The sequence below is a fragment of the Desulfogranum mediterraneum DSM 13871 genome (assembly GCF_000429965.1).
In the GTDB taxonomy this organism is placed as follows: domain Bacteria; phylum Desulfobacterota; class Desulfobulbia; order Desulfobulbales; family Desulfobulbaceae; genus Desulfogranum; species Desulfogranum mediterraneum.
Map to the genome: position 1 here is coordinate 123,816 of NZ_AUCW01000013.1, position 12,057 is coordinate 135,872.

At 60.2% G+C, this 12,057-nt stretch carries 12 protein-coding genes; 9 read left to right on the forward strand and 3 right to left on the reverse strand.

Annotation, left to right across the window (positions count from 1 at the left end):
* The first annotated feature begins 314 nt into the window (after window positions 1–314).
* The 3 genes from G494_RS0106160 to G494_RS0106170 all read left to right on the forward strand — a co-directional run bounded on the left by G494_RS0106160 (window position 315) and on the right by G494_RS0106170 (window position 3,201).
* Window positions 315–503, forward strand: coding sequence for a ferredoxin (locus G494_RS0106160; protein ID WP_028583825.1), 189 nt, complete (start codon window positions 315–317; stop codon window positions 501–503).
* 276 nt (window positions 504–779) lie between these two features.
* Window positions 780–1,739: a YbgA family protein gene (locus G494_RS0106165; protein ID WP_028583826.1), complete on the forward strand. Its 960-nt coding sequence runs from the start codon at window positions 780–782 to the stop codon at window positions 1,737–1,739.
* Complete coding sequence (locus tag G494_RS0106170) at window positions 1,732–3,201, forward strand: SDR family oxidoreductase (RefSeq protein WP_028583827.1); 1,470 nt, start codon at window positions 1,732–1,734, stop codon at window positions 3,199–3,201. Before G494_RS0106165 ends, G494_RS0106170 begins: the two co-directional genes overlap by 8 nt.
* Before the next feature lie 16 nt (window positions 3,202–3,217).
* Here G494_RS0106170 and G494_RS0106175 read toward each other — a convergent pair whose 3' ends face one another.
* Entirely contained in the window at window positions 3,218–3,424 is a 207-nt protein-coding gene (locus tag G494_RS0106175; RefSeq protein WP_028583828.1) for a hypothetical protein, read from the reverse strand.
* A gap of 296 nt (window positions 3,425–3,720) precedes the next feature.
* On the opposite strand from G494_RS0106175, the gene G494_RS22220 reads away from it, so the two are divergent.
* On the forward strand, window positions 3,721–5,022 hold the full coding sequence (locus G494_RS22220) for a sodium:solute symporter family protein (RefSeq protein ID WP_051305451.1): 1,302 nt from the start codon (window positions 3,721–3,723) through the stop codon (window positions 5,020–5,022).
* A 67-nt stretch (window positions 5,023–5,089) separates the two neighbouring features.
* On the opposite strand, the gene G494_RS0106185 is transcribed toward G494_RS22220, so the two are convergent.
* Window positions 5,090–5,635, reverse strand: coding sequence for a GNAT family N-acetyltransferase (locus G494_RS0106185; protein WP_035245625.1), 546 nt, complete (start codon window positions 5,633–5,635; stop codon window positions 5,090–5,092).
* A gap of 407 nt (window positions 5,636–6,042) precedes the next feature.
* On the opposite strand from G494_RS0106185, the gene G494_RS22225 reads away from it, so the two are divergent.
* The 4 genes from G494_RS22225 to G494_RS0106210 all read left to right on the forward strand — a co-directional run bounded on the left by G494_RS22225 (window position 6,043) and on the right by G494_RS0106210 (window position 9,587).
* Window positions 6,043–6,816: a class I SAM-dependent methyltransferase gene (locus G494_RS22225; RefSeq protein ID WP_161629946.1), complete on the forward strand. Its 774-nt coding sequence runs from the start codon at window positions 6,043–6,045 to the stop codon at window positions 6,814–6,816.
* A gap of 348 nt (window positions 6,817–7,164) precedes the next feature.
* Window positions 7,165–8,109: a MetQ/NlpA family ABC transporter substrate-binding protein gene (locus G494_RS0106200; RefSeq protein ID WP_028583831.1), complete on the forward strand. Its 945-nt coding sequence runs from the start codon at window positions 7,165–7,167 to the stop codon at window positions 8,107–8,109.
* A 7-nt stretch (window positions 8,110–8,116) separates the two neighbouring features.
* Window positions 8,117–8,860: an ABC transporter ATP-binding protein gene (locus G494_RS0106205; RefSeq protein WP_028583832.1), complete on the forward strand. Its 744-nt coding sequence runs from the start codon at window positions 8,117–8,119 to the stop codon at window positions 8,858–8,860.
* Complete coding sequence (locus G494_RS0106210; protein WP_028583833.1) at window positions 8,844–9,587, forward strand: ABC transporter permease; 744 nt, start codon at window positions 8,844–8,846, stop codon at window positions 9,585–9,587. Before G494_RS0106205 ends, G494_RS0106210 begins: the two co-directional genes overlap by 17 nt.
* 128 nt (window positions 9,588–9,715) lie before the next feature.
* On the opposite strand, the gene ade is transcribed toward G494_RS0106210, so the two are convergent.
* Entirely contained in the window at window positions 9,716–11,449 is a 1,734-nt protein-coding gene (gene ade, locus G494_RS0106215) for an adenine deaminase (RefSeq protein ID WP_028583834.1), read from the reverse strand.
* Between the two features lie 248 nt (window positions 11,450–11,697).
* On the opposite strand from ade, the gene G494_RS0106220 reads away from it, so the two are divergent.
* Window positions 11,698–12,039, forward strand: coding sequence for a zinc ribbon domain-containing protein YjdM (locus G494_RS0106220; protein WP_028583835.1), 342 nt, complete (start codon window positions 11,698–11,700; stop codon window positions 12,037–12,039).
* Window positions 12,040–12,057 lie beyond the last annotated feature (18 nt).

The following is a 12,057-nucleotide window of genomic DNA, read 5'->3' on the forward strand; positions in this document are numbered from 1 at the left end:
CTAAAAAAGGCAAGCAAGAGATTGCAACTTACGGGCAGAGGGGTACAATGGCTGCAGATCATGATCAGAAAAGATACCGGCTCTCCAGCGGCATATTCTGCAGACAGGAAGGCCTCGATGACGGAAGCAGCAGACACCACCACTGCCTGACGCCTCCGTGACGACCGGCAACAGGTGCTCCCGCCCTCCAGCTCCGCTGTCCGTTTTTCAGGACAGCGATGATGGCCCTGTGGCGGTGATTATCCCAATATCAACAGAGAAGTACCATCGATCCGCTCAAGGATCGCCCTAACCCCAACAGTGGAGGAAACAGCATGGCAGAAATACGAATCGACCAGGAAGAGTGTATCGGCTGTGAGGCCTGTGTAGAGATCTGCCCGGATGTCTTTGCCTTTGATGATGACGAGACCAAGGCCTATGTCATCGACGGCGCCGATCCCGGGGCAGACTGCGTGGACGAGGCCATCGCCTCCTGCCCGGCAGAGTGTATCTTCAAAGAATAACCGCTCCCACCTGATCTGGCCGGTGTCGGCCCGCCTGCGAGACCGCACTGACCAGATCCTCTCCAGTACCTGCCCCCCTGGCAGTTCTGCAGCTCTGCAGTTCTTTCACCATCCCCCCTGTCATCACCGTCCAAGATCAGCAGCGTCCTCAGGCCAAGTGCCGCTGACCAGGGCTGAGCCCCGGTCCTTTTGGGAACCATTCCCTGCTTCGTTTCCAGCTCATTCATGCTATAGTGCAGAGAGAGAAGATTCCTCAACCTGCAAGGAGGACGGACCATGGCCCAGGAAAACAACGACAAGATCCGCCTTGGCATCAGCTCCTGCCTGCTGGGCAACCAGGTCCGCTATAACGGCGGCCACCAGCGCGACCCCTATCTCACCGATACCCTCTCCCGATTTTTCGATTTTGTACCGGTCTGCCCGGAGGTGGAGTGCGGCCTGCCGGTCCCCCGGGAGGCCATGCGGCTGGTGGGGGATCCCGAAGCCCCCAGGTTGGTGACCGTCACCTCCCGGATCGACCTCAGCGAGCAGATGAACCGCTGGGCCCGGCGACGGGTACGCGAGCTGGAGGATGAGGAGATCTGCGGTTTTATCTTTAAGAGCAAGTCACCCTCCTCGGGGATGGAACGGGTCAAGGTCTATGACCACAACAATGTCCCCCGAGCCGTTGGCGTGGGGCTGTTTGCCAGGATCTTCAAGGAACACTTCCCGCTGCTGCCCACCGAAGAGGAGGGCCGCCTGCACGATATGGGACTCAGGGAAAACTTTATCGAATCGGTCTTTGTCTACCGCCGTTGGCGAGCGCTCCTGGCCGCCCCCAGCCCGGGCAAACTGGTCGCCTTCCACAGCGAGCACAAGATGCTCCTCCGGGCCCACAGCGAAAAGCTCTACCGACAGCTCGGCAAGATCGTCGCCGAGGCAGGCAGTCAGGACTTGCCCACCCTGCTTGAGCGCTACCAGGCCCCCCTGATGGCTGCCATGCGGCTCAAGCCCACGGTCAAGAAACACCTCAACGTCCTGCTCCACATCGTGGGCCACTTTAAGAAGCTGCTCTCCAGTGACGAAAAGAAAGAGCTGCTTGAGCTGATTGAGCGCTACGGTGAGCAGCATCTGCCCCTGATTGTTCCCATCACCCTGATCAACCACTATGTCCGCAAGTATAAGGAGCCCTACCTCCAGCGCCAATACTACCTGCATCCCCATCCCCTGGAACTGAAACTGCGCAACCATGCCTGAGACCATGCCCGCCACCATCCTGATCACCGGTGCCACCGGCTATATCGGCAGAAGGCTGAGCCATCGGCTGCTGGCTGATACCAACCACCCCATTCGGATCCTGGTCCGCAACCGCAACAAGGTCCAGCGTATCCTGAGCGAGCAGGTGGATATCCACGAGGGAGACACCTTTGACCGGGAAGCACTCTCCCAGGCCCTGGAAGGCGTGGATACGGCCTATTACCTGATCCACTCCATGGGCTCGACTCAGGATTATCAGGAGCTGGACCGGCGGAGTGCGGAGAATTTCAGAGACTGCTGTATCGCCTCCGGGGTCCGGAGGATCATCTATCTGGGCGGATTGGGGGTCAAGGCCGATGCCAGCGCACACCTGCTCAGTCGGATCGAAACCGGCGAGATCCTCAGCAATCGGCCCCGGGAAATCCAGACCATCTGGCTCAGGGCCGGCGTGATCATCGGCTCAGGCAGCGCCAGCTTCGAGATCATCCGCAACCTCACCCAGAAGCTGCCCCTGATGATCACCCCCTCCTGGGTGCGAACCAAGACCCAGCCCATCGGTATCGACGATGTCCTGGCCTACCTGGAGGGTTCCCTTGAGCTGGGGTATGAGGACAACCTAGTGGTCGATATCGGGGCCGAGCAACTCAGTTTCCAGGAGATGATGGCCCAGGCAGCCGAGGTCATGGGCCTGAAACGGCTGCTCATTCCGGTGCCCCTGCTCTCCCCCAGGCTCTCCTCCTACTGGCTGATCCTCTTCACCCCCATTCCCCTTGGACTGGCCGCAGCCCTGGTGGAGGGGCTGAAGAGCGAGACCATCCTCCAAAACCAGGCTGCGGCCCACTATTTCCCTGGGATTAGAACCAGCTCCTTTAGGGAGAGCGTGGCCCGCGCCCTCCGGGAGCTGGAGCAGCACCAGGTCCTCAGCCGCTGGTGCGACAGCTCCGGCCTGCAGGCCTGTGACATCAAAGACTTCGATGACCCCAGCGGCGCCATCCTCCGCGACAGCCGCACCGTGGTCTACACAGAGCAGCAAGAGCAGGAGGCGGTCTTCCAGAGTGCCTGTGCCATCGGCGGCCCCAACGGCTGGTTCCGCTACAACCTGCTCTGGCAGCTTCGGGGCCTGATCGACAAGATCTTTGGCGGTTATGGCCTGAACCGGGGCAGACGACTCCACCGGCAGCTGCGGCTGGGCGATGCCCTTGACTTCTGGAAGGTGGTCGACCTCAAGGAAAACAAACGATTACTGCTCTATGCCCAGATGAAACTCCCTGGCCAGGCCTGGCTGGAATTTGATGTCCAACCCCGCCAACTGGTCCAGACCGCCCATTTCATCCCCCGGGGCCTGTGGGGCAGGCTCTACTGGTACGCGGTCTACCCCTTTCACTTCTTTGTCTTCACCAACCTGGCCCGGACCATTGTCCGGGCTGCCCGTACAGAGACAAAAAAGCCGCCATCGCCCTAAGCCATCGGGGAAAGGTTTACTCTTCTCCTCCCTGCCCGGCCGCCTCCCGACTGACCCGGCAGCAGTCATTGCTCCAGCACCAGCTGCAAAAGGGCTGATCATCCTCCCAGATCAGCTCCTCGGCCAGCGGCTCAAGCTCAATCCCACAGCCGCTGCAGTTGAGTCCGGCCGGCCGGCCAAGCCCCCCCTGTTGTTTTGGCTCTCCGCCCTGTCCTGCTGACATGTCCGCTCCTCTACGTTGAGCTGCCGCAATGCACCTGAATCATTAGCCTCTTGCCCGACCACGGCGTTATCCTGACAAATTATCCTCGGACTATCCTCCGGATCCCTGTCTCCACCGGTGGTCCTCTTTCTCGTCTGCCCTGCACCTGAACAGGCCTCCCTGTTCTTCAAGCTCGCCTGAAGTCCATCGCCGAACCTTGCCCTCCCCGGCCTTGGGGTGTACAAGGAGAACCCATCGGGAAACTCAAGATTCCTGTCTCCAGCTCCTGCCAGCTCACCCTTGCCGCGGCTCTTTCCATGCAGATAGACTCCATCCTCTATAAAACCACCTTTATCATCACCTTCGCCCTGATCGCACTGCTCACCACCAGACGCTCCTCAGCTCTTCGCTCTGCAAGCCAGTTTGCGCTTGCAGACCGCTCCCTGCCCTTCACCGGGGTCTCCTGGGTGATTATCGGTACCCTGGTCGGGGGCATCTCCACCATGGGAACGGTCCAGACGGCCTATACCCATGGCATCTCTGCCTGCATATTTACCTTTGGCAGCAGCCTCTCCTGCCTGTTGCTCGGCTGTTTCTTTGCCAAGGCCCTTCGCGAACAGGGGGTGGTCACGGTTGCAGAATATCTGGGCAACTCTTTTGGCCAGGGATTCAGATATTACAGCAGCGCCCTCAGTTCAACCGGGATGTTCATCCATGTGGTGGCCCAGTTCCTGGCCTCCATAGCCATCTTGCAGTCCGTTTTTGGCTTTGGAGATTTTCTCTCTGTACTCTTCACCATGCTGCTCATCGGCCTGTTTGTCGGTACAGGGGGTATTTCCGCTGCCGGCCTAGTGGGCAAGCTTAAATTTTTTATGCTCTACCTGATCATGGCCATCAGTGCGACCCTGGCCCTCTACCGGGGGGGAGGTCTGCAGCAGATTATCAGCCAGCTTCCCCGGGACAGCGAGCTGCTGAGCCTTGCACATTATGGTGCCGGCTCTGCGGCCATGGACCTCTTGTCCATGGTGGTGGGGGTCTTGTCCACCCAGATCTATCTGCAGGCCATCTTTTCGGCCAAGGATGTCAGGCAGGCCCGAAACGGGGCCTTTTTGAGTGCGGCAGTGATCCCGCCCATCGGCGTCCTTGGCCTTGTTATCGGTCTCTATCTCAGGGCTCATTCCCCTGAACTTGGAGCCAACAGTGCCCAGGCCCTGCCCTTTTTCCTGTTCCAGAGTTTTTCACCGCTGATCGCCGCATTCTTTGCTGCCGGCCTGTTGTTGATTGTACTCGCAACAGGGGCAGGCCTGGTACTCGGCGTGACCACCAACATCTACTGCGATTTCCTCACCAGGCCCCGGGGTGTGTTCCAGAGGATCCCCCAGCTGCGACTGCTCAGGATGATCACCTCGCTGGTGCTCCTGCTTGCTGCACTGCTGGTGACCACCGGCCTTGATTCAACCATCCTCGAGTGGAGCTATATGTCCATGGGTCTGAGAGGCTCTGCCGTCTTTGCAGGCCTCTGTGTCCTGGTTTTTTTGAAAAAGCACCATCGATCCCGCCTGGTCCTCTTCATCCTCTACACCCTTCCCCTCGCCTACATCGGTCTCAATCTCTGCTAGCGTCCGGGACTCCCCGTTCCTGCGCCCCCAGGCCTTTGGGATACGCCGGCTGGCCGGGGTAAGGCCCCTATTCCCGCCAGTGCTCGGGCTGATCCAGGGTTGCGCAGCAGTGGACCTGCCCTCTGACCCTGCCGATCACTCCCTGAGTCAACTCCTGCACCATCCAGGCTGCGGCATGTTCCTCAGGTATCGGATAGGGGGCCTGATAACCAAGAACTCCTGCGGGTCTGAAGCCATAGCGCGGATAGTAGCCCGGATGTCCAAGGACAAAAACCAGCTCAACCCCTGATGCCCTTAAACAGCGCAACCCTGCCCGGATGAGTTTTCCGCCCACTCCCCGATGTTGCACCTCCGGCAAAACGGCCAGGGGGGCAAGTATCCGGGCAGAGACCTCCCCAGGGGCTTCGCCGATGGTGGCCCTGGTAAAGAGCACATGTCCTGTCAGCTGCCCCCCCTCAACCGCCACCAGGGAGCACATCGGCATGGCGGTCGGATCCTCCAGCATGACCCGGACAAGTTCGGCAGTGACAGCTCCCATCTCCGGGCCAAAGGCCTGTTGATGGATGGTTGCAACGGCCTCTCTCTCCAATGCGCTGGCTGTTCTCACCTCCATGCGAACGATCCTCCCTGTTTCCTTGAAAATTTGTCCCTGAAATCGGCCCGCAGCTCCAGCAAGAAGGGAACGACAATTACCTTGACAGCCGGGACCATCTCCATTACTCCTTGCCCTATCATGAAAACCGCCTGATCATATATCCCCCCTTTTTGCCCACCCAAGGGAAGCCAAGTCGTAGTCATCAGAGAGGAGAGGTGCGCCTGCAGTGAGGCACTGCCCATCGAAAGGTGACCTTTCAGCGCCGACCTTCCACTATTTGTACTCCAACATTCCGCCCAGATGACAAGGAGAGCTCCTCCTTTTTAGTCTCTTTTCGTTATAAGGGTCGGAGCAAGGTTATCATGAACATCAAAAAACTGATAAAGACAACGAAAAAGCCGGAAATCTATACCCCAGGAACTGCCATGATGTGGACGGATGAGCATATCTCCACCCAACTTCTGGAAACCCACCTGAGCCAGGACACGGATCTGGCAAGCAGGAGAGAAGGCACCATCTCCTCCACCGTCCAATGGATCCTGGAGCAGGTACCCGGGGAAGGGCTGAACATCCTTGACCTTGGATGTGGACCTGGACTCTACGCCGAGCGACTCGCCCGAGCTGGACACCGGGTCACGGGCATGGATGTTTCGGCCAACTCCCTCAGCTACGCCAAGAAATCAGCCCAGAGCAACAAGCTGGCTGTCTCCTATCTGCAGCAGGACTACCTGGAGCTGACAGCAGAAAACAGCTACGACCTTATCCTGTTGATATTCACTGATTTCGGCGTCCTGGTCCCTGAACAGCGGACACACCTTCTCAACAAGATCTATCGAGCCCTCAAACCTGGGGGGACCTTTCTCTTTGACGTGCTCAATCATAATGGAGCAGTAACAACAACAGCAGCAAAGGACTGGGAACTCTCTTTAAAGGGTTTCTGGAGGGATTCTCCCTACCTGGCGCTTAGCGAGTCGTTCTATTATGAAGAGGAGCAGGTAAGCTTGAACCAGCATACAATCATCGATGAGGATGGGGGCAGGGAGGTGTATCGCTTCTGGATACATACCTTTTCCCAGAACGATCTTGCCGTGCTGCTCTCGGCTGCAGGCTTCCGGACCACGGCCTGCTCTGATGGCGTTCTCCCTGATTCTGAGCTGTACGGCTCGGAGGCCGTGACCTTCTGTCTCGCAAGCAAATAGCTGGCAGCCAAGGGTTGGCTGAACTACAGAAACTTAATCCAAGCTAACAAGCTGACAAACTGACATCTGCCTGGCGCCTCAACCGGTGCCAGGCAGCACAGCCCCATTTTTCTTGCAAAAACCTCCTCTTTCCCCTCCCCGAGCAGTCCAGAAGATGGTAGTTTAATGGATCATTTCCGGTCAGCCACCCGTTTTTTCCCGGAGACGCTACCTACTTCCGGGCTGTACAGGGAGCCCTCCCCTTTACCTGGACAGAACGGCTTTTTTTACCATCCCTGAGGGATGATGAGCAGCGTCAACCGGGCTGGTCCCGACCGTGCCGCTCCTCTCAACTAGAAGGATACCCCCATGAAACAGTTCAGCTCCTGCTTCGTTCTCTTCGTCGTTTTCGTCCTACTGGCGATCACCAGCCCTGTTCAGGCGGCTGCCCCCCTGAAGATCGGGACCCTGCTGATTGAAGACGTGGTCCCGCTCTACCTGGCCGAGGAGCAGGGGCTCTACCGCCAGGAGGGGTTGGCAGTGGAACTGATCCCCTTCTTGAGCGCCCTGGAGCGGGACAGCGCCCTGACCGCCGGGGCCATAGACGGCGCCATCGATGATCCGGTGGGCGCCATCCTGCTGGATCAGGGCCGCGGCCTGATCCAAATCACCTCGCTCTGCCTGGGAGCAACAGCTGCTGAAGGGACCTTTGCCATCCTGGCAGCCCCCAAGTCAGGGCTGAAGAGGGTGGAGGAGCTGAAAGAGGTAGCCATCGGGGTCTCCAACTCCACCATCATCGAGTATGTCACGGACCGGATGCTGACCGCCCAGGGATTCACTCCAGCAGAGATCCACAAGATCGAGGTCAAGAAGATGCCCATCCGGATGCAGATGCTGCTGGCCAACGCCATCCAGGCAGCAACCCTACCCGAGCCGCTGGCCTCGATAGCGGCGAGCAAGGGCGCGGTCAGACTACTCAGCGATGGCCAGAGCAGCGAGAGCCTCTCCCAGACGGTGATGGTCTTTCGCAAAGAGGTCCTGGCTCAGCGGTCGGAGGATGTTGCCCGCTTTTTTCGGGCCTATACCAGGGCCGTGGAGCTGATCAACTCCAATCCTGAACAGTACCGCCCGCTCTTTGTTGAAAAGGGCCGGATCCCGCCCCAGCTGGCGCCCGACTACCCGATCCCCCACTACCCCAGGCCCGCACCCTTTCCCCGCGAGCTCTACACACCGGTGATGGAGTGGCTGGTTGGCAAAGGCCTGGTCAGGCCCCTGGCCTATGAACAGCTCGTCGCCATTGACCTGTATCACTGAGCTCTTCATGATCACGGTCGAACAGCTCTCCTTCTGCTATCAGTCCCAGGGAGTGCGACAGCAGGTGCTCCAGGATGTCTCCTTTCAGGTCAAGGCAGGGCAGAGTTGCGCCATCATCGGGCCCTCGGGCTGCGGCAAGAGCACCCTGCTCTTTCTGCTCGCCGGCTTACTCCAGGCCGAACAGGGAAGGGTACGGCTTGCCGAGGGGGCCCGCTGCGGTACCATCCTCCAGAATTACGGTCTCTTTCCCTGGAAGAGCGTCGCGGAAAACGTTGCCCTGGGCCTGAGACTGCAGAAGGTAGCCAAAGCTGAGTGCAGCCTGCGGGTACGAGCGGCCCTGGAAGAGATGGGCCTGGCCGCCTTCAGCCGCTACTATCCGGGCCAACTCTCAGGCGGGATGCAGCAGCGGGTGGCCCTGGCACGGGCCCTGGTCATTCAACCGGATATCCTGCTCATGGATGAACCCCTCTCCTCCCTGGACGCCCTGACCAGGGAACGGTTGCAGAACCTGATCCTGGAGCTCTGGCAGGAACGGCAGGTGATGCCGGTGGTGGTCACCCACTCCATTGAAGAGGCCGTGTTTCTCGGTCGCCGGATCATTGTCCTGGGCAATGCGCCGGGAAGAATCATCGCCCAGGTGGAAAACAGGGAGGCAGGGAAGATCAACTACCGCCAGAGCAGCCTCTTTTTTCAGCGCTGCAACCTGTTGCGTTCGACCCTGCTGGAGGAGTGCGATGTGCGCCAAGCGTGACCTGCTGCTGGCTGCGGCCCTGCTGCTCTGCGGCTGGGAGATTGCCGCCCTGCTGCTTAACTCCATGGCCCTGCCCCAACCCTGGCAGGTCCTGACAGAATTTGGAACCGAGCTGCTCAGCGGCCGACTGCTGGACGACATCCTGATCAGTGGGCTGCGGGCCCTGGCCGGGGTCGCCCTGGGTGCGGTGAGCGCCATTCCCCTGGGCTTGCTCATCGGCAACGAACCCGCCCTTAACCGCAGGCTCTCACCCTTTATCTACCTGCTCTACCCCATGCCCCACGTGGTCCTGCTGCCCCTGGTGATCATTCTCTTTGGGATCGGCAACCTCTCCAAGATCGTCCTGATTGGGGTGATCATCTTTTTTCAGATCCTGGTGACCACCCGGGATGCGAGCAGAGATATCCCCCCCAACTACCTCTACTCGCTGCAGACCCTGGGGGCCGGCAGCTGGCAGCTCTATTGCCACGTGATCCTGCCGGCCACCCTGCCCAAGATCCTGACCGCCCTGCGGATCTCCATCGGCACCGCCGTGGCGATCCTCTTTTTTGTGGAATCCTTTGCCACCACCAGGGGGCTGGGCTACCTGATCATGGACTCCTGGGGCCGTGCCGACTATATCGCCCTCTATAGCGCCATCACCGGTATGGCCCTGCTGGGCTTTGGCCTCTACCTGCTGCTGGACCGCCTGGAGCGACGGTTCTGCCCCTGGAACCACCTGGAATAAGAGGCAGAACCAGACCCAAGGATTGAACAGCACCTTGGTCTCCGCCTTTCCCAAGCCAGCTCACTTTCAGCAGGGAGAATGGCCGGGAACTGAAGAGCACGCCCCAGCTCCGTTCCCGCAACCAGAGCCTAGAGCCAGAGATCCACCAGCTCCATCCGGCTCACATCCAGGAGTCCCTGATCGGTGAGCTTCAGCTCCGGAATGACCGAGAGGCTCATGAAGCTGAGGCTCATGAAGGGCTGAATCGCCGGATTGACCCCAAGCTCTCGGTGGGCCAGGCTGATGAGTTCCTCCAGGCGCGCTCCCACCTCGGCTGCAGAGGCCTGGCTCATCAGGCCGGCCACCGGCAGGGGCAGCGCCCCCAGGATCGCTCCCTCTCTGGCCAGGACGATGCCACCGCCCAGGCGTTCCAGCTCGCGAACAGCCACCAGCATATCCTGGTCACGGCTACCGGCAACCACGATATTATGGGCATCGTGGGCAATGGTGGTGGCAATGGCGCCTCTGTTGAGCTGGTAGTTCTCCAACAGCCCCAGACCGATATTGCCGCTGGCCCGGTGGCGTTCGATAACGGCCAGCTTGGTCAGACCGGGGTTGAGCTCTGCCTGAAACCACCCCTGGTCGTCCGCCCGGATCTCGCGGATACGCTCTCTGGTCAGGATGGATCGCGGCTCCAGGCCGATCACCCGGGCTCGGGCCCCCTGGACCTCCAGGCCAAAGTCAGCCGCAGCCAGCGGCCGGATCCGGACCGTATTGACGGTGGAGCCGGCAGGCTCGGCGATCCCGCCCGGCTCCATCCGCCCTCGGGAGGCCACCAGACGGCCCCGGACCAGGACCTGGTCCACCACAAAGTCCCGGAGGTCTTCCACCACAATCAGGTCCGCATCATAGCCCGGTGCCAGGGCCCCCTTGCTGTCCAGGCCATAACACTCCGCCGGGTTGAGGGTGGCCATGGTCACGGCCTGGAGCGGCTCGACCCCTGCAGCCACGGCCGCGGCAAGGATACCGTTGATATGGCCGCGCCGGATGATATCCTCAGGCTCCCGGTCATCGGTACAGAAGAGGCAACGGCGGCTGTTGGCCGGACTCAGCCCCTGAACCAGCGCAGCCAGGTTACGCACCGCCGAGCCCTCCCGGATCTGGACATACATCCCCCGCCGGATGCGGGCAAGCATCTCTTCGACTGTGGAGCACTCGTGGTCGGTGCGAACCCCGGCTGCGGCATAGCCGCTCAAGCCCATCCCCTCCAGGCCCGGGCTGTGACCGTCCACCACCCTCCCCCGCTGCAGAGCCAGGAGCAATTTGTCCAGGATCGCGGGATCGGCCGCGACCACTCCGGGGAAATTCATGGCCTCGCCAAGACCCAAGACCTGCTCCTCCCCGATAAAGGCGGCCAGCTCCTTGGCCCCCAGGACCGCGCCGCTGTTCTCAAAGGGCGAGGCCGGCACACAGGAGGGCAGCATATAGCGGATGTTGAGGGGCAGCTCCCGGCTCTGTTCCAGCATGAAACGGATCCCGTCGCTGCCCTGGACATTGGCAATCTCGTGGGGATCGGCGATCACGGTGGTGGTCCCCATGGGCAGGACAGTGGCGGCAAAGCCCCGGGGGGTCAGCAGGCTGGACTCGATATGGACATGGCTGTCCATCAGGCCGGGCAGGAGGTAGCGGCCGCCGACATCCATGGTCCGGGCAGCGCGATAGTCGCCGACGCCGATGATGGTGCCCCCGGCGATGGCCAGGGATCCCTGGATGATCTCCTGGTTAAAGACATCCACAATCCGGCCGTTGGTGATCAACAGCTCCACCGGTTCACGACCCGCTGCCATGGCTATCCGCCGGCTCAAGGCCTCTCTGCTCACCATCTTTGCTCGACTCATCTCTACCCTCCTTACTCATGGCACACCCCAAGGGGTGCCTGCAGGCCTGATTATGGCTCCAGAAAAATACGGCTGGATGCCCCGCTTTTCTGTATACTGGTCCCTGAAAAAACAGACAACAATAATCAAGGGGTCCTCAAACAGAGGGCAGCCCTGAGCTGATCCAGCCTCTTCCCCTGGCAGAGACACTCCCCAGCCACCCCAGACAACACAGCAACAAGCAAGGAAACACCATGAGTCAACCACCCAACTGTCCCCTCTGCAGTTCAACATATGCCTACCAGGACCGCAGCCTCTTCATCTGCCCGGAGTGCGGCCACGAGTGGTCCAGCGAACAACCGGCCGAGACCGCGTCCCAGGAATCGTCCATCCGGGACGCCAACGGTAACCCCCTGGCAGATGGAGATACCATAACCGTGACCAAGAACCTCAAGGTCAAGGGCTCCTCCAGCGTAATCAAGGTGGGCACCAAGGTGAAAAACATCCGTCTGGTCGAGGGTGACCATGACATCGACTGCAAGATCCCCGGAATCGGGGCCATGAAGCTGAAATCCCAGTTCGTCAAGAAGGTCTAGCCGATCAGGCTGCGCCCA